The 16,678-nt window shown below is 58.5% G+C and carries 14 protein-coding genes and 4 pseudogenes; 14 read left to right on the top strand and 4 right to left on the bottom strand.

Going from position 1 to position 16,678, the window contains the following annotated elements; translation table 11 throughout:
* The first annotated feature begins 4 nt into the window (after positions 1–4).
* The 3 genes from IF690_RS11200 to IF690_RS11190 all read left to right on the top strand — a co-directional run bounded on the left by IF690_RS11200 (position 5) and on the right by IF690_RS11190 (position 2,829).
* A complete protein-coding gene (locus IF690_RS11200) occupies positions 5–586 on the top strand; it encodes a DUF1842 domain-containing protein (RefSeq protein ID WP_202700076.1) in 582 nt (193 codons plus the stop codon).
* Positions 587–738: 152 nt separating this feature from the next.
* Entirely contained in the window at positions 739–2,202 is a 1,464-nt protein-coding gene (locus IF690_RS11195) for a GDL motif peptide-associated radical SAM/SPASM maturase (protein ID WP_202700075.1), read from the top strand.
* A gap of 213 nt (positions 2,203–2,415) precedes the next feature.
* On the top strand, positions 2,416–2,829 hold the full coding sequence (locus IF690_RS11190) for a VOC family protein (RefSeq protein WP_202700074.1): 414 nt from the start codon (positions 2,416–2,418) through the stop codon (positions 2,827–2,829).
* Between the two features lie 46 nt (positions 2,830–2,875).
* Here the strand turns inward: IF690_RS11190 and IF690_RS11185 are convergent, their stop codons facing one another.
* A complete protein-coding gene (locus IF690_RS11185) occupies positions 2,876–3,382 on the bottom strand; it encodes a winged helix-turn-helix transcriptional regulator (protein ID WP_202700073.1) in 507 nt (168 codons plus the stop codon).
* Between the two features lie 114 nt (positions 3,383–3,496).
* Here IF690_RS11185 and fabF point away from each other — a divergent pair, with 114 nt between their 5' ends.
* Both fabF and IF690_RS11175 read left to right on the top strand, forming a co-directional pair.
* Positions 3,497–4,765, top strand: a complete 1,269-nt coding sequence (gene fabF / locus IF690_RS11180; RefSeq protein WP_202700072.1) for a beta-ketoacyl-ACP synthase II — start codon at positions 3,497–3,499, stop codon at positions 4,763–4,765.
* A 324-nt stretch (positions 4,766–5,089) separates the two neighbouring features.
* Positions 5,090–6,898 (top strand): calcium-binding protein, encoded by a 1,809-nt coding sequence (locus tag IF690_RS11175; protein ID WP_202700071.1) that lies wholly within the window; start codon positions 5,090–5,092, stop codon positions 6,896–6,898.
* Positions 6,899–7,215: 317 nt separating this feature from the next.
* On the opposite strand, the gene IF690_RS11170 is transcribed toward IF690_RS11175, so the two are convergent.
* Positions 7,216–7,677, bottom strand: a complete 462-nt coding sequence (locus IF690_RS11170) for a GNAT family N-acetyltransferase (RefSeq protein ID WP_252189544.1) — start codon at positions 7,675–7,677, stop codon at positions 7,216–7,218.
* A 415-nt stretch (positions 7,678–8,092) separates the two neighbouring features.
* On the opposite strand from IF690_RS11170, the gene IF690_RS11165 reads away from it, so the two are divergent.
* From IF690_RS11165 to IF690_RS11155, 3 genes and pseudogenes are all read left to right on the top strand, one after another.
* Complete coding sequence (locus tag IF690_RS11165; protein ID WP_202700069.1) at positions 8,093–8,674, top strand: hypothetical protein; 582 nt, start codon at positions 8,093–8,095, stop codon at positions 8,672–8,674.
* A gap of 138 nt (positions 8,675–8,812) precedes the next feature.
* Positions 8,813–8,917, top strand: a pseudogene (locus tag IF690_RS11160) (transposase domain-containing protein); the annotation flags it as partial.
* A gap of 296 nt (positions 8,918–9,213) precedes the next feature.
* The gene (locus IF690_RS11155) at positions 9,214–9,654 is read left to right on the top strand and encodes a hypothetical protein (protein WP_202700068.1); all 441 of its coding nucleotides are present in this window, start codon (positions 9,214–9,216) and stop codon (positions 9,652–9,654) included.
* Positions 9,655–10,181: 527 nt separating this feature from the next.
* Here IF690_RS11155 and IF690_RS11150 read toward each other — a convergent pair.
* Entirely contained in the window at positions 10,182–11,279 is a 1,098-nt protein-coding gene (locus IF690_RS11150; RefSeq protein ID WP_202700067.1) for an IS630 family transposase, read from the bottom strand.
* Between the two features lie 891 nt (positions 11,280–12,170).
* Here IF690_RS11150 and IF690_RS28975 point away from each other — a divergent pair.
* The 4 genes and pseudogenes from IF690_RS28975 to IF690_RS11130 all read left to right on the top strand — a co-directional run bounded on the left by IF690_RS28975 (position 12,171) and on the right by IF690_RS11130 (position 14,373).
* Positions 12,171–12,506 (top strand): annotated as a pseudogene (locus tag IF690_RS28975) (phage tail protein).
* Positions 12,507–12,632: 126 nt separating this feature from the next.
* Positions 12,633–13,271: a class I SAM-dependent methyltransferase gene (locus tag IF690_RS11140; RefSeq protein ID WP_202700066.1), complete on the top strand. Its 639-nt coding sequence runs from the start codon at positions 12,633–12,635 to the stop codon at positions 13,269–13,271.
* 58 nt (positions 13,272–13,329) lie between these two features.
* Positions 13,330–13,855, top strand: a pseudogene (locus IF690_RS11135) (glycoside hydrolase family 19 protein).
* 11 nt (positions 13,856–13,866) lie between these two features.
* On the top strand, positions 13,867–14,373 hold the full coding sequence (locus IF690_RS11130) for a lysis system i-spanin subunit Rz (RefSeq protein WP_202701384.1): 507 nt from the start codon (positions 13,867–13,869) through the stop codon (positions 14,371–14,373).
* Here the strand turns inward: IF690_RS11130 and IF690_RS11125 are convergent.
* A pseudogene (locus tag IF690_RS11125) lies at positions 14,363–14,683 on the bottom strand (SOS response-associated peptidase family protein); the annotation flags it as partial. The gene IF690_RS11130 and the pseudogene IF690_RS11125 sit on opposite strands and share 11 nt — an antisense overlap.
* A 198-nt stretch (positions 14,684–14,881) precedes the next feature.
* On the opposite strand from IF690_RS11125, the gene IF690_RS11120 reads away from it, so the two are divergent.
* On the top strand, positions 14,882–15,397 hold the full coding sequence (locus tag IF690_RS11120) for a hypothetical protein (RefSeq protein WP_202700065.1): 516 nt from the start codon (positions 14,882–14,884) through the stop codon (positions 15,395–15,397).
* Between the two features lie 119 nt (positions 15,398–15,516).
* A protein-coding gene (locus IF690_RS11115; RefSeq protein WP_202700064.1) for an IS3 family transposase occupies positions 15,517–16,667 on the top strand; the annotation gives its coding sequence in 2 pieces (ribosomal slippage) (positions 15,517–15,751 and positions 15,751–16,667; 1,152 coding nt in all).
* Positions 16,668–16,678 lie beyond the last annotated feature (11 nt).

Below are 16,678 nucleotides of genomic sequence, written 5' to 3'. Positions count from 1 at the left end.
CACCATGCAAACTGGACTGTTCCATACCCGCATCCAAGCCACCACGGGGCTGTTGGGTGCCCCGGTTCTGACCCTCGACCTGTTGGTCAACACCGTGCAGAAAAAAGTCAGCGGCGTGGCCCGAGTGTTCAAGAGCACCTACCCGTCGGTGAACTTCTTCGCCGACGTGTGGGGCGACTATTCCAAGGCACAGCTGCACCCGTCGAGCGAAGGCCACATCATCCTGAGCCTGACCGGCAATCCCAGCGGCCCGACCAGCCAGATCGCCCCGACCTTCCACCTGCACGGGATTCTCGGGCTCGACTGGGCCAGCGGTTTCGCCAGCTACAAATACTGCTACCAGGGCAGCTGGCAGGACGTGCAGCACGCCACGGTCAGCCAGGCGTCGATCCCGCACCCCGAGCCTGTGCCTCATCACCCCGTGCCGCTGTATGCGGTGGCGGTGCAGCAGGCGCAAAGCAGCGGTGACCTGGCGCAGCTCAAGGCGGTCGTCCGCCAGGGCGAGCAGCAACTGGCCAGCAGCGATGCGCTGCGCAGCGCCTTGCAGCAGCTGAACGCCGAGATCGCCCGCCTCGAAGCTCGCTGAGCGGTGGCGTCCGGGCCTGGCCTTCCTGCCTCGAGGCCAGGCCCGGTTAGCCACTGGCAAACCCTATGTCCGCCCGGGCCGGCAGTGCCAGGGACGGCGCGGACATCCGCCAGGTTCGTGCCGCGCGCCTGTGTGCGCCCAAAGGACTGCCCATGTCAGCCAATCGCCCCGCCCGCTACCTCAGCGAAACCGACCTCAAGCGTTACGTACCGGTGCATGTGGTCTGGGAAATCACCCTCGCCTGCGACCTCAAGTGCCTGCATTGCGGCTCGCGCGCCGGCCATCGACGCCCCAACGAACTGAACACCCAGGAATGCCTCGACGTGATAGACGCCCTCGCCGCCCTCGGCACGCGGGAGGTCACCCTGATCGGCGGCGAAGCCTATTTGCGCAAGGACTGGACCCGCCTGATCCAGGCCATCCACGACCACGGCATCTACTGCGCGATCCAGACCGGCGGGCGCAACCTCACCCCGGCGAAAATGCAGGCCGCGGTGCAGGCCGGGCTCAACGGCGTGGGGGTTTCGCTGGACGGCCTGGCGCCCTTGCATGACACCGTGCGCAACGTCCCGGGCTCCTTCGACAAGGCCGTGGACACCCTGCGCCGGGCCAAGCAGGCCGGGCTCGCGGTCAGCGTCAACACGCAGATCGGCGCGGCCACCCTGCCCGACTTGCCGGAGCTGATGAACCTGATCATCGAACTGGGCGCCACCCATTGGCAGATCCAGCTGACGGTGGCCATGGGCAACGCGGTGGATCACCCGGAACTGCTGCTGCAGCCCTATCAACTGCTGGACGTCATGCCGCTGCTCGCGCGCCTCTACCGCGAAGGCCAGGAACGCGGCCTGCTGATGAACGTGGGCAACAACATCGGTTACTACGGCCCTTACGAGCATATGTGGCGCGGCTTCGGTGACGAGCGCGTGCACTGGAGCGGCTGCGCCGCCGGGCAAACGGTGCTGGCCCTGGAGGCCGACGGCACGGTGAAGGGTTGCCCGTCGCTGGCGACGGTGGGGTTCTCCGGCGGCAATGTGCGCGACATGAACCTGCACGACATCTGGCACTACAGCGAAGGCATGCATTTTGGCCGCCTGCGCTCGGTCGACGACCTCTGGGGGTATTGCCGCACCTGCTACTACAACGACGTGTGCCGCGGCGGCTGCACCTGGACCTCGCACTCGCTGCTGGGCAAGCCCGGCAACAATCCGTACTGCCACTACCGCGCCCTGGACCTGCAGAAAAAGGGCCTGCGCGAACGCATCGTCAAGCTCGAGGACGCCGCCAAGGCCTCGTTCGCGGTCGGGCGCTTCGACCTGATCACCGAACGCATCGACACCGGCGAGACGCTCAGCAGCGTCAGCGACAGCGGCCAGGTGATCAAGCTGGCATGGATCAACCAGGGGCAGAAATCCCCCGAGGAAGGGCGCCTGCCCACCCGGTTGGCCCTGTGCCGCAGTTGCTGGCAGTACATCCATGCCCACGAGACCACCTGCCCGCACTGCTCGGCCGATGTGGCCAGCGCCGAGGCCGACTACCTGGCCGACCGTGCCCGGCAGCAGGCGATCATGGATCGCCTGACCGGCCTGCTGGGCATGCCCCAGACCCGGCTGGTGTAGCGCCACCCCAGGCCCGCCGCCGACTGGGCGGCGGGCCTGACAAGGGGCACCCAGGGCGATAACCCGCCACCGCCCCATGAGAAAACCGTCTAAGAACAAGCCCACTGCCACACCGGTTTAGGCTTTGCTAGTGGAGGTCTCAACCCATCAGCCTTTGCCAGCGGGCCAGCTCACCCGGCGTGCCCGCGCCCCTGCCATCCGGGAGTCACCAGCGTGAAAATCAATCCCTACCTGATCTTCAACGGCGATTGCGCAGCCGCCTTCAAGTTCTACGCCCAGTGCCTGCACGGCACCCTCGAAGTGATGATGACCTTCGGCGAAAGCCCCGCCCGCGAACATGTTCCCGCCGAGTATCACAACCTGATCATCCACACCCGCCTGCTGGTGGGCGACCAGGCCATCATGGGGTCGGACAGCACGCCCGATCGGCCCTATTCGGGCATCCACGGCTGCTCGATATCGCTGAATGTCGACAGCATCGCCGAGGCCGAGCGGGTGTTCGCCGCGCTGGCGGACCAGGGCACTGTCCAGATGCCGTTGGAGGCCACCTTCTGGGCGGCGCGCTTCGGCATGCTGGTCGACCGCTTCGGCGCCTCGTGGATGGTCAACTGCGAAAAGGACCAGTGACAGGCGCTGGTCGTTAAGCCAAGGGGCCGCGGCGATCCACGGCACCTCAGGCTTCGCCCTTGGCCTCCATCACCTGCAGCGCTCCCAGGCGCTGACGCATGCCTGCGCTGGCCAGCGGCCCGGCCTGGACCGTGCAGTGCTCCAGCGGCACCGGGCGGCCATCGACCAGGTCGGCCATCATCGGCCGCACCGGCCGGCCGGTGGCGCGCTCGACGATTTGCACGCTTTCCCCTTCCGGCGCGTAATGGCGATTGCCCCAGGCGACAAACGCCATCAGCACCACACGGAAGTCCTCGCCCCGGGCCGTCGGCACATACTGGTAGCGCAGCGGTCGCTGGCTGTAGGCCTGGCGCTCGAGCAAGCCGGCCTCGACCAGCGAATTCAGGCGCCGGGTGAGCATGTTGGGGGCGATCTGCAGGCTGCGGGAAAACTCCTCGAAACGCCGCAGGCCATGCAGGGCGTCGCGCATGATCAGGATGCTCCACCACTCGCCCACCCGTTCCAGGCTGCGGGCAATCGGGCATTCGTCGTGAAGGAGGGTCTTGCGTTGCATGGCGGTTCCTCGGAGTTCGCAGTTGCGTAGTTGGGGTCCGGCCATGTTACTTTCATGATGATAGTGACGTCCACAGAGCGACACCCCCATTCGAAATGAAGGAGCACAAAGGTCATGAACAAACGCATTGTCGTCACCGGCATGGGTGCATTGACCCCGCTGGGCTGCGGCGTCGAACAGGTCTGGCAACGCCTGCTGGCCGGGCAATCGGGTATCCGCCGGCTACCGGAAGAACTGATCGGCGACCTGCCGATCAGCATCGGCGGCCAGGTTCCCGACCGCCTCCAGGACCCGCAGGCCGGCTTCGATCCGGACGCGCTGCTGGCGCCCAAGGAACAGCGCAAGATGGACCGTTTCATCCTGTTCGCCCTCGCCGCGGCCCAGGAGGCGCTGACCCAGGCCGGCTGGGCACCGCAGACCGCAGAGGCGCAGGAACGTACCGCCACCATCATCGCTTCGGGCGTGGGCGGTTTCCCGGCCATCGCCGACGCCGTGCGCACCACCGACAGCAAGGGGCCGCGTCGTCTTTCGCCGTTCACCATTCCGTCCTTCCTCAGCAATATGGCCGCCGGCCATGTGTCGATCCAGCATGGCCTGAAGGGACCGCTGGGCACGCCGGTGACAGCCTGCGCCGCGGGCGTCCAGGCCATCGGCGACGCCGCGCGGATGATTCGTGCCGGGGAGATCGACGTCGCGGTCTGCGGTGGCACGGAAGCCACGATTCACCGGGTCAGCCTGGCCGGTTTCGCCGCCGCGCGCGCCCTGTCGAGCGATTTCAACGACACCCCGGAACGCGCTTCGCGGCCCTTCGACCAGGCCCGCGACGGCTTCGTGATGGGCGAAGGCGCCGGCCTGCTGGTGATCGAGGAGTTGGAACACGCCCTGGCCCGCGGCGCCACGCCGATCGCCGAGCTGGTGGGCTACGGCACCAGCGCCGACGCCTATCACATGACCGCCGGTCCAGAGGACGGCGACGGTGCCCGCCGCGCCATGCAACAGGCGTTGCGTCAGGCCGGCGTCGAGCCGTCCCGGGTCCAGCACCTGAACGCCCACGCGACCTCGACCCCGGTGGGCGACAAAGGCGAACTGGCGGCGATCAAGCGTGTGTTTGGCGACCATAGCGAGCTGGCCATCGCCTCGACCAAGTCGGCCACCGGCCACCTGCTGGGCGCTGCCGGCGGGATCGAAGCGATCTTCACCGTCCTGGCGCTGCGCGACCAGATCGCCCCCGCCACCCTCAACCTGGAAAACCCGGATGCCGCCGCGCAAGGCCTCAACCTGATTCGTGGCCAGGCGCAACCGCTGGCGATGGAATATGCCTTGTCCAATGGCTTCGGGTTTGGCGGGGTGAATGCCAGCGTGCTGTTCCGGCGCTGGGCCTAAGAGAAAATTCTCGTCGCATAGAAGGAGGTTTCAGCGCCGCTTCGCTGAAACCTCAAGGGCCCGGCGGAGTAAGCGGCTGCGGGGCCCGCCCCCTGCGACCAAACTGTAGTAAATCAAGGTTTATTGCGGCTGGATCCGCCTTTTTCCATGACGATCATGCCAACACCCGGCTACCCGACCCACGCCTTCCAGACGAATGAGTAGCTTGGGCGCAGATTTCGGAGCGCGCAGTCACCAGGCTCCGAAATCCGAGCGAAGAAGAACAAGAAGACTTCAGCTCTTGTTTTTTTTCATGACTTTTAAGTTTGTGAGGGAAAACGAACCATGGCGATATTCGACTACAAGGGCCAAGACGGCCGCGTGCTCATTTCAGATGCCTGGAACCTGGCCACCTACACCAGCGGCGTAGCGACGATAGGCGCGCTCTACCACTTGCCCGGGGCGGTCCTGGGCGAAGGCAACACCTTTGTCCTGCCCAAGGGCTGGCGCGAGATCAGCGCCAGCGACCTGGGCCTCGACGGCAGCCACCTCGACCTGACAGGCAGCTTCAAGGGCGAAAACGTATCCGGCTCCCAGGCCAAGGTATTCGGCCAATACGACGAGAGCGGCAAGCTGGTCAAAATGGGCTTTTCGATTGCCGGCACCAACTCGCCGATGGACTTGCTGGGATACCCGGCAATGATCGACAACTCCTATATCCACGGCTACGACTACCTGCTCGACTCGATCAAGAACTACGCCACCCACCATAACCTGACGGGCAAGGATGTGCTGGTCACCGGCTACAGCCAGGGCGGCTCCGTGACCAACAGCATGTACCTGGGCAGGGAAAACCTGGCCGACGGCTTCTTCAAGGATTCGGACTACTTCGGCATGGCGTCGCCAAAGGCCAGCAACAGCGATGGCATCTTCAACTTCGGCTTTGAAAACGACATCGTGCATCGGCTCATCGGCGAACAGACCGACCTGAGCGGCGCCATTCTCGCCGCCCTCAAAGGCAGTGACGCCAGCTACACCTCGACCACCGACAACATTGTGCTGTTCGACACGGTCTACGCTTTGCCCACCTGGCCCAACGGCCCCTTCTCTGTGGTCAATCCCAACGGCTGGGTGGCGCACCTGGAAGGCATCTTCATCAACCCGATCCAGCGCATCGGCCAGTCGACGTTCTACGACTACATCGAGCGTGACAGCACCATCATCATCAGCAACCTCGACCCGGTCAGCCGCAGCTTTACCTGGGTCAGCGACAAGTACTCCGCCACCTCCAACCACTTCGGCACTCCGGCCTTTCTCCTCGGCACGGACAGCGCGGACAAGCTGCAGGACGGCAGGAACGACGACTTCCTGGACGGCTTCGCCGGCAACGACAGCTTCAAGGTCAGCACCGGCACCGACATCGTCGCGGGCGGGGTGGGCGACGACAAAGTCTTCCTGCAGGGTACGGTCACCAGCTACGAAGCCGTGCGCCTGAGCGATGGCAGCCTGTTTCTCAACGACACCAACGGACGTTATGGCCTCAAGGAGCTGCATGACGTCGAGCATGTCGAGTTCGAAAGCCTCCTGGGCCAGACCTTGACCCCGGCCTTTACCGTGACTGGCAGCAAGCTCGATTTCGAAGGCCTGTTCGGGTCGGACAAGAGCTACGCCAAGGCCACCGAAGGTACGCAGTTGGCAGACCTGCTGAAGGGGACCGCCTCCCGCGACCTGATCTTCGGCCAGGGCGGCGACGATCTGATCGAAGGCGACGCGGGCAATGACCTGCTGCACGGTGGAAGCGGCAACGACACCCTGCTCGGCGGCAGTGGCAACGATGCACTCTACGGCGGCGCACACAACGACATCCTGGTGGGCGGCCTGGGCAACGACACCCTCAGTGGTGGTGTGGGCAGCGATCTGTTTGTCTTCGACCAGGGCGGCTTCGGCCATGACCTGATCAGCGATTTCAACGTTCACCAGAACGGCTTCGATCAGTTGGTGTTTTCCAAATCCCTGTTCGCCTCCACGGCCGCGGTCATCAGCGCCACCAGCCAGCAAGGCAGCGACAGCCTGATCGTGGCGGGAGACAGCAGCATCACCCTGGTCGGCTTCAACCCCGCGCAACTGAGCGCGGACATGATCAGCCTGGTCTGACGCTCGATGGGCACACCCTCCGTTCGCGTGAGGGTGTTGCTCCAGCTGGCTTTGGCCACTTCAGAAACCCACAGGGTCCACCTTGGGGTGGGCCCTTTTTTGATCGTCCATTCTTCATTCGGGGCACTTGAGCCATCGGCAAGCTCACCCCACACACATCCGACGAAGGCTCTGCTCTTGAGCCTGTATCGAGCTGTTCCGCCAGGCCGCCCCGGATACGCTGGATGGTTTGTTGCGGGCAGAAAAAACCCGGCTCGCTGGCCGGGTTTCTGTTCAGTCAATCCTGCACTCGCAATACCGATCAGCAACCGCGAGCACTATGTCCTCAGGCGCATCACGAGCTCGCCATCAAGCACCTCGCCCGTTTCTAGAAACCCCTCGGAGGCATAAAGATTGCGCGCCCCAATATTCTCCGGCGCGACGCCCAGAGTGATGTCAGGACCTCCCGACAAGCCTCTCAGGTATGCCACCAGCGCACGCAGAGCGGCGCGCCCATACCCTGAACCTTGGTGGTGACGGTCTATCATCAGGCGATAGAGCCAGCGACCGTTATCGTCCGGGTCGAGGGCATGCATAAGGAAGCCGACCATTTCTCCAGAATGAACGGCGCGCACCGCCAAGGGTTCACACCAAGGACATTCGGCAGCTTCTTCCAATGATTCGGCGTTGCTGGCAATAAAGTCGATCTGTTCGTCACGCACTTGCAGAGCGCAACATTCTGCTTCTTCATCGCGAGTGGATATCGGAGCAAGAAGCACAGCGGGGTAAAGCGTACGCATTGGGTTTTCTCCGCGGGGCAGTGCTCGCCCCTCCAGCATTTCGTTGATGGTTCAGTAGCGAAAACATCGTTGGAATCTGGGTCATAGGGCACCTCCTTTTTCTCGCGGATGGAAACCGATGGCTGATCCGGCCACGCGGCGGCGAAATTCTAGAAAACTTCACTTTAACGGCGCAAGGGATAGGCATGTCTTGAAAAGAGGTCCTGGTCGCCTGAAGCACAAGCCTATGCAAAACAAGGATCATTGGACGAAGGCTAAGGAACGCGCCAAACAGATGAGGGTGTTGTACCCGGGGAACCGGCCATCGCTTTCGAATGGTTCAGGGTTAGTATGTCCGCAGGAAACTTCAGAAACGACGGTTCGGCCCTGATACAGCCGATCAGCGTTCAACCTGTCATGGAAAACGGGAAGTGCTATGAACAGACATAAATTGCCCCTGCTTCTACTAGCAGTACTCGTGGCGGGCACGGGCGGCTGTAAACAAGAGGTGGCGACTGCCTACAATGGGCCGTTCGGCCTGCAGATGGGTATGACCGCCGAGCAGGCCCGGGCAGTCACCAAGGTTCTAGGCAGCAACGATCAGCGCAACATCATGCTGGTCGAACACCCGCCGAGGCCAATTACCGGGTTTGATGAGTTATCGCTCAAGTTTGGTAAAGAAGCCGGGCTGTGCGAAATCTCCACAGCGGTAGAGATGCCGGCGGATGCGCAGGACTTGGCTATTCGCGCCCGCTTCGAAGAATTGACTCGTCTACTCAGCCAGCGCTATGGCGCGCCCTCGGTAGCCATCGACCAGGCAGTGGATGACGAGCGAGAACAGGTCCTGATATCCCAGTGGCTAGCCTCCCGAGGGGCGAGCCTGGAAGGTGCGTGGGAAGCCGTGCTGACCGTCGGCAGACGCGATGTCGACCCCATCAGTATCAGCCTGTCCATTTCCGGTCCCGGATCCGAACAGTGCCAGCAGGAGCAACGTCAGGGATCGACCGACGCATCTTGAATAGCGTCCAGCTCAGCACAAGGTACGCTGGCTTTTAAGCCTCTGACCGCATCGAAACACCGAGCCGTTCACAGTGCGCGGCATCGTCCATTTCGTGTTTGCTTACTTGGCAGATACAGCAATGAGCGATTTACCTACCAGTCGGTACGGCTTAACGGCCATTATCCGTATACCTCTCTGATGGATGTACTAACGCGCCTGCCGACGCAGCGGGCGAGTGAAATTGACGATTTGCCGCCATATAGTTTAACGCCCGTTCAACCACGTAAGGTGTGTTGGGCGGACGCTTACACTAAAAAGCCGCTGGTCCGTTTTCAATGCAATCCAACAGGCAAGAGGCTATTTTTTGTAATCGGATCGGTAACGTGCAGGGAGATATTAAGAAGTCATTGACGCGTTAATTCGAGCTGGACCAAATGACGTTGATTTCAGGATGGATCTTGATTTTAAGGCGCGGTGCATCATTCCGGCGATGCGTATCCAGGCTTCTAGTCTGTAACACCAAAACCGCCACCTTTAACTTGTTAAGGAGAACACAGATGGCAATCGGCCAAGTACTCGAAACACCAGATAAAATAGCCCTCGTCAAAGCTGAGGTGTACCGTTGGTACAATCTCTTCTTTCCGTGGTCACGCGGCGTGTCTTCCCAATCGGAAGGTGCCATCAAGCCTTTGTACGATGCGCTGGCGAGCGAGTTCCGAGTGGTGCTCACGGATGGACGGATCATGGGGCGGACGGACTACTGGGAGCGACTCTGGGACCTGCACGGGAAGCGTGCTGGAAGCCCCGAATCGCACATCATCAATCTCTCGATCACCCCCCTTCCAGGGGACTTCTTCCTGACGATATTCGATCTCGTCAAAGACGGAATTGCCAAGAAGAAAATCGATTCGGCTCTCATGCGCATCGACCATACCTCTCCATCGGGAATCTCGTGGTTTTATGTCCACGAAAGCGAGCACGAGAGATCGTTAGCGTGAATCGCTCAATTCCGTTCGGCACACCGGAGCCGGTGTACGACACATAGCGTGCCAAGGCTCTCAGGGAAGCCATGCGCAAAGGCGAGCAATTCTAGGCCCACTGTTCAGTTGCCACGATGCTGCAAAGCCCATGGTCTGAAGTGCAGAAACAAAAAGCCCGGCGCCAGGCCGGGCTCATCGCGGATACGACACTTAATAGTGTGCAGCACTTAATCTTGAGAATAGCGTTCGGTGTCGCCCATTAGAATTAGATAGTTTGGGCTGCTTTCGCTGAGTGCTGCAAAGGATGCGAAAAATTTACCGTCAACTGCGTAGTAACATTTTCATTTGCGCACGACTCTTTAATTGGTGCCTGACTTTCATTGGTTTTGTTTTTTCAACCCCAGTATATTTTTTATCCAGTTTCCAGGGAGTGAGTACCAATTATTACTGGCCTCCTCACTTCCAGGTAACGTTGTTACCCGACTCTATGAAATAGCAAGTTGTATATGAATTGGTCACAGCTAAAAGTTCCGCTTTTGCCAAAGCTAGTGTTCAGTCTCAGATAAAACGTTCTCTTTCATAGTGCCGTCCATGGCTTCTCGGGCGCGTTGGATCTTGCGCAAGATATCTTCACCTTTCGCGCTCCAGACGTACCGGTAGGGCTGAGCGTTATGCAGCGCTAAAAACGTGGTAATTGAGCTGGCCAGTTCACGTGTGGAGCTGAAGCTGCCGTCGTGTAAGTAAACGGTGATATCCCGGAAAAAGCGTTCAACCATATTCATCCAGGAGCTTGAGGTCGGGGTGAAGTGCAGGTGGAATCGGGGATGCCGCTTGAGCCATTCCTTGACCACGGGATGCTTGTGGGTGGCGTAGTTATCCACGATCAAATGCAGCTGCAGGCCTTTGGGGGTTTCCCGGTTGATCTTTTTCAAGAAGGCCAGCCACTCCTGATGCCGATGCTGTGTCTCGATGCTGCTGATCAGTCGACCTTGCAAATAGTCCATGGCGGCGAACAGCGTTAGCGTGCCGTGGCGGACATAGTCATGGGTTTGCGTGCGGATATGGCCGATGCCCAATGGCAAGCCTGGCTGCGTGCGTTGCAGAGCTTGAACCTGGCTCTTTTCATCGCAGCAAAGCACCAGCGCTTTATCAGGTGGCGCCAGGTACAGCCCGATAACGTCCCAGAATTTTTCTTCGAAGTGAGGGTCATTGGACAGCTTGAAGGTGCGGGTCAGGTGCGGCTTGATGTCGTTGGCAGCCCAGATCCGCTGAACGCTGGCCGGCGAAATACCGGCGACACGCGCCATGCTACGACAGCTCCAGCGAGGCTGACCGATACGCGGTTGAGTGACCTGCTCAAGCGTTCGCTTCAAGGCTTCGGCAGGCAATGATGGCTTGCGACCTCGCCCCGGCAGATCCACCAAACCTTGAAGGCGCAGTGCTTGAAAACGCTTGCACCAACGAGTGACAGAAACCACGGAGAGGCCAGTCAACACAGCGATTTCGTTACGTGAGTGACCTTGAGCAGCTAGCAAGATTACGCGTGCTCGACGACCGTCGCGCTGGCTGATGGTGGCAGAGCGAACTCGTCGGTTCAGCTCAATCTGCTCGTCGTCACTAAGCACGATGTCTTGAGAATTCATAGCAGCACTCCACGTCACGGCTGACCATGGAAGAGTAGCTCAAGTGGGATATTTATTTTTGAGACAGAACACTAGCGGGGGTACTGGAAATAACACAGGTACTGCTCCAAAGCTTGCGGCTTCATCGATCTTGGGCACTGTCTCTCAATCAGGGGGAGTGCCGACCGGCGCAATAATTGAGGTCGGCACCAATGCAAATGGCGCATACACAAAGTTTGCTGGCGGGACAATGATTTGCACTCGACAAGTTCAAGTTAACGTAGCCATTCAAACAGTCTCGACGAGCGGGGTTTACTACAGTGGCGGTAACGCTGCTGTCGCGATGCCCGCGACATTTACAAGCCTTGCGTTCGCCGACGTTGGAATTACAAGTGCCTTAGAAACCACAGGCTGGGTTGGCGGTCGCGGTGTCGATTCGCTTAGTGCGTGGGCAGGCAACATATTGTTCGACGTTTACTCGCGGGCAGCACAAGCCTACACGCTTCAATATTTTGCAATCGGGCGGTGGCACCAATGAGAATAAATCTTTTCCCTCAGCGCCGGGATGACGCTTTGCTTGTGGTTCGGTCTAGTAGCTCACTGATCGTCAACGGCGAGACATTCGATTTCTCGCCGATGGCCGACGGCAGTACGTTGCCTGCTGCGGCGCTAAGTTCGAGCTGGTTTTTCGGCCAAGTCGACAATGTCGGTGGTGAGTTGGTGCTCAGTTTGATCCTGCCTCTTCCTGTCAACTACAGCCAGGCCCAGGCCTTTCCTGCCCCTCTTCACAATGTGCTCGACGGGCCGGTGGCCTTGCCGCAGCCGTTGCCCAGCGATGAGCCGTCCGCCGAACAAGAGCCAATCCTGCCGAGGGCGGGGAGCATCGACTGGTCCCAGCTGGTCACTGCCGAAATGAAGGCGGCGGAAGTTCTGGCTGAGCGCCTGGCTGAATCTAAGTCGCGGTTGGCGGCCAGGAGCGAGCAGGCTGCTACGCAGATCGACCGCATCACTGATCGGATCGAAACGCTTGGCTATGGCATTGAAGCCGGCGAAGCCACGCCAGAGGACGCCGCCGAGCAGGCCGCCCTGGCTGTGAACCTGAAAACCTAGAAGGCCTACAAGTTCGCTTTGGGGAAAGTGACCGTCCAGGCGACCTGGCCGGCGGCGGTCTGGCCCGTAGAGCCGCCAATACCGGATATTGCTGCAGCGCCAATGCTGGGGGTTGGAGAAACTGAGCAAAGCAGCTAAAGCGCCTGTCAACATATTCAGAATCAACTTTCCGACCTGTAGCACCTTAGGCGTAGGTATATACCCATCGGGTTATCGGTAAGTATGCTACCGTCTAGGCCAAACTCAGGGATTGGGAGGCACAGTATGTCAAGTTACATATCTTCGGAGCTTATCGAGCTGAATGGATTTCAACCTCTTCAAATAAGTGAAGGCATCACCCTTCCTAAAAAAATTCAATACGCTTGCGGTTTAAATGTTCTCGATGAGTGGTTAAATGTTGATTTTTTTGATGACGCATTGATATGGAATTTTGGCCATATTGGCGGCGTTCCTAAAAGCGTTGCAGAGGGCGTCTACAAATTAAATCTTCTTGAGCGCCACCCATTCCCGGATAACTATTTTGATTATGCCTTCTGCGAGGATTTTATCGAGCATATACATCAGAAGGATGCTATTTTCTTTCTCTCTGAAGTACTCAGAACTCTGAAGCCGGGGGGCGTATTAAGGCTCTCGACACCAGGCCTGCATGGTGTGATGTCGCTTCATTTCAATAGACCAGATCTAAATTCAGTGATTGAGAATCAGGATGCTGCTTATACTAGATGGGGGCATGTTCATTTCTTCTCTCATGAAAGCCTAAGAACCATGGCTCTGTACCTTGGATTTAGAAAGTATCGCCAACGGTCATATGGTAAATCTTGGCATAAAAAATTGAAAAATCTTGAAACAAGAGCTGAGCAAGCAAACTATAAAATCAATATTTATGCAGAACTAACAAAGTAGCCATTTGTAGTCGTGTAGGCCCGCCTTGAGCGGGCTTTTTTTCGTCTGGAGAAAATGTATGTCAATTACAGCGCAGCAACTGCTGCAGATCATCCCCAACGCCGGCGCCAAAGCCGGCGTTTTTGTGTCCGCGCTCAATGTGGCGATGCAGAGATATCAGATCGTAGGTGTCAAGCGCGCCGCGGCATTCATTGCGCAGGTCGGGCATGAGTCTGGCCAGTTGCGCTACGTCAAAGAGTTGTGGGGGCCAACACCGGCCCAGGCGAAGTATGAAGGACGCTCCGACCTCGGTAACACTGCCGCCGGCGACGGTTTCAAGTATCGCGGGCGCGGCCTGATTCAGGTCACTGGCCGGGCAAACTACGGGGAGTGCGGTGAGGCCCTGTCTGGACCTGATCAAGCAACCTGAACTGCTGGAGCTGCCACAGCACGCCGCGATGTCGGCGGCCTGGTTCTGGGCTACCCGGGGGCTGAACACCATGGCCGATGCCGGCGAGTTCAACAAAATCACCCGCCGAATCAATGGCGGCCTGAACGGACTGGAGGATCGTTTGCAGATCTGGGCGCGGGAGGTGCTGCAGTGAACGCCGCGGGGTTGCGCCTAGCTGCCGGCCTGTTCCTGGCTAGCCTGCTGGTTGCCGCCGGCGCCACTTCTGCCTGGAAGGCCCAGGACTGGCGCTATGGCAAGAAACTGGCCGAACAGGCGCAACTTCACCAGGATGACCTGGCCGCTATTAGCAGCGCAGCAGCAACTCAGCAGCGTGCTGACCAGGATAAGCACATTGCGCTTGAGCAACGCCTGGCCACCGCCGACCAATCCCACCACCAGGAGCTGACCAATGCTCAGAAAGACCAAGCTCGCCTGCGTGACCGCCTTGCTACTGCCGATCTACGGCTGTCAGTCCTTGTCGACTCCGCGGATACAGCCAGTGGCTGCGCAGTGCCTGCCACCACCGCCACCGGCGGCCTGGTTCATGGAGCCCCGCGAGCCCGACTTGACCCGGCGCATGCTCAACGAATTGTCGGCATCACCGACGACGGCGACCAAGGACTGATCGCTCTGCAGGCGTGCCAGGCGTATGTGCGTGCGCTCACGCAATGATCGGTCTGATCAAGTGGGCGTCTTGGTTTCTCGAGTTGCCCGCGGCGCGGTCGACCTTGAACCACTCGAACGCTTCGGACGGTTCGCACTGGTACAGCACCGTCTGTTCGGCGCGCTCCTTTGGTGTGGCCAGATCCAGCCATTCCCGGGCCAGCTTCGGCGCCAGGATAACTGGTCGCCGATCGTGAATATCGACCATGTCCCCGGCGCTGTCGGCGGTAATGATCCCGAATCCGTCATGCTCACTGGGCGTATTGTCGCCGCTCGGGAGTTGATCGATTGAGGCGCAAAAGGAAAGCGCACCATTTCGGTGTACAGCCCGTCTTCAGAGTTTTATTTCTATTGGGAATAAGATTGATGCTAAATTTTTCTTTCTGTTTGATAGTTATAAAGTTGACAGAGGGAAGTGATCAACTAAGGTTATTAACGCGTATCTAAGGCTGGATTCGCATGAAAAGGAGAAGTTCTTAATTCGGGACTTCAATTATATGGAAATAAGGAGGTTGAAATGTCTGAGTTAGGCAATAAAGCTTTAAACTTATCGCAAGGGGGCATTGTCCCCTTCACCCTCTTTGAAAAGGATAAAATTTCGATCATTTTAGATCTGCCCAGTATAGTGAAGCTCCGCCTGGGGGTGGATGAGAGCTGCCCAGTTGCTCCAGTGCTGAAAAATGATTCACCCTATACCGTCATATCTGCAACTTTTAGCATCAGTCTCGATAGTGTGCATGATACTAATAGTCAAGAAGTGATTGCGAATGTGGAATGGCTGAATTCAAATACCTTAGAAACAGCGAGTATCATGCATTTCACTTGTGAAAATGTTCCTGCTGGTCAAACACTTCAATGTAATCCTACCATGCGAGGATACGACAAAATTCAGTGGCATTCGACAATGACTAGTGGGGTGGGCATGGAGATCCTAAATAGTAGTTTGACTCTTGGTTCGATCACGCTAGGACCGATTGCTTCGGAAACTTTTCCGGATACAGGGCCTACTATTAACGTTAACGCGAAAAACTGATCTGCTACCGCGAGGCCCGGATCTCCGGGCCTCGCGGTCGTTCCCGGTGCTGCGATATGAATCGCCCCGGGTTTCGTAGACACCTCTTTGCCTTAAACTGAGGCCAATTAGGAGGTGCCATGAGCAACCCGCGTTACCCCGAAGAATTCAAAATCCAAGCGGTCAATCAAGTGACCGAAAAGAAGCTGCCTGTCGCTGATGTAGCGGCCCGTCTTGGCGTGTCGACGCATAGCTTGTATGCCTGGATAAAGCGCTACAGCAAACCTCAAGAAGAACGACAGCAAGACGATGATCAGCACGCTGAACTGCGTCGTCTGCGAGCAGAACTCAAGCACGTCACTGAAGAGCGAGACATCTTAAAAAAGGCCGCCGCGTACTTTGCCAAGGAGTGCGGCTGAAGTACGCCTTTATCAAGCAGCGCGCGGGCGACTATTCGATTCGGCGGCTTTGTCTGACGCTTAAAGTCCATCCCAGCGGTTATTACGCCTGGCTGTCCGAGCCGCAATCTGTACGCGCCAAAGACGACCAGCGACTGCTGGGTTTGATCAAGCATTCATGGCTGGAGAGTGGCGGCGTTTATGGCTATCGCAAAGTCCATGACGATCTGCGCGAGGTCGGTGAAGATTGTGGTCGCCATCGTGTAGCGAGGCTGATGCGTCTTGAAGGTCTGCGCTCTCAGACAGGGTATCGACGCCGCCCTGGAAAGTACGGCGGTAAGCCAGCGGTCGCCTCACCCAATTTGCTGAAGCGCCAGTTTGATGTCGTAGAACCCAACAAAGTTTGGGTCACCGACATCACCTACATTCGCACTTATGAAGGCTGGCTGTATTTGGCTGTGGTGTTGGATCTGTTTTCTCGCCAGGTCGTTGGCTGGTCAATGAAGTCGCAGATGACCAGTGATTTGGCTATTGACGCGTTGTTGATGGCGGTTTGGAGGCGTAAACCGAAGCAAGAAGTGATGGTTCATTCCGACCAAGGCAGCCAGTACAGCAGCTCCGATTGGCGCAGCTTTTTGAAGGCAAACAATTTGGTTGCCAGTATGAGTCGCCGAGGCAACTGTCATGACAATGCTGTGGCCGAGAGCTTTTTCCAGCTTCTGAAACGGGAACGGATCAAGCGAAAAATCTACACCTCGCGGCAAGATGCTCGTAGTGATGTGTTCGATTACATCGAGATGTTCTACAACGCAAAACGCCGTCATGGTTTCAACAATCAGCTGTCACCGGCAGAGTTTGAAAAGCGTTACGCAATGAGCTTGCAAGGTGTCTAGAGAATCCGGGG

It is taken from the genome of Pseudomonas sp. SK3(2021) (genome assembly GCF_016772375.1).
In the GTDB taxonomy this organism is placed as follows: domain Bacteria; phylum Pseudomonadota; class Gammaproteobacteria; order Pseudomonadales; family Pseudomonadaceae; genus Aquipseudomonas; species Aquipseudomonas chlororaphis_I.
Note: the sequence above shows the minus strand (reverse complement) of the source record. Positions and strands in the feature narration are given on the sequence as shown.

Coding starts and splice junctions, on each gene's coding strand:
- IF690_RS11120 (WP_202700065.1), top strand. CDS start 14,882: ATGTCTGAGTTAGGCAATAAAGCTTTAAACTTATCGCAAGGGGGCATT.
- IF690_RS11140 (WP_202700066.1), top strand. CDS start 12,633: ATGTCAAGTTACATATCTTCGGAGCTTATCGAGCTGAATGGATTTCAA.
- fabF (WP_202700072.1), top strand. CDS start 3,497: ATGAACAAACGCATTGTCGTCACCGGCATGGGTGCATTGACCCCGCTG.
- IF690_RS11175 (WP_202700071.1), top strand. CDS start 5,090: ATGGCGATATTCGACTACAAGGGCCAAGACGGCCGCGTGCTCATTTCA.
- IF690_RS11155 (WP_202700068.1), top strand. CDS start 9,214: ATGGCAATCGGCCAAGTACTCGAAACACCAGATAAAATAGCCCTCGTC.
- IF690_RS11185 (WP_202700073.1), bottom strand. CDS start 3,382: ATGCAACGCAAGACCCTCCTTCACGACGAATGCCCGATTGCCCGCAGC.
- IF690_RS11150 (WP_202700067.1), bottom strand. CDS start 11,279: ATGAATTCTCAAGACATCGTGCTTAGTGACGACGAGCAGATTGAGCTG.
- IF690_RS11170 (WP_252189544.1), bottom strand. CDS start 7,677: ATGCGTACGCTTTACCCCGCTGTGCTTCTTGCTCCGATATCCACTCGC.
- IF690_RS11165 (WP_202700069.1), top strand. CDS start 8,093: ATGAACAGACATAAATTGCCCCTGCTTCTACTAGCAGTACTCGTGGCG.
- IF690_RS11200 (WP_202700076.1), top strand. CDS start 5: ATGCAAACTGGACTGTTCCATACCCGCATCCAAGCCACCACGGGGCTG.
- IF690_RS11195 (WP_202700075.1), top strand. CDS start 739: ATGTCAGCCAATCGCCCCGCCCGCTACCTCAGCGAAACCGACCTCAAG.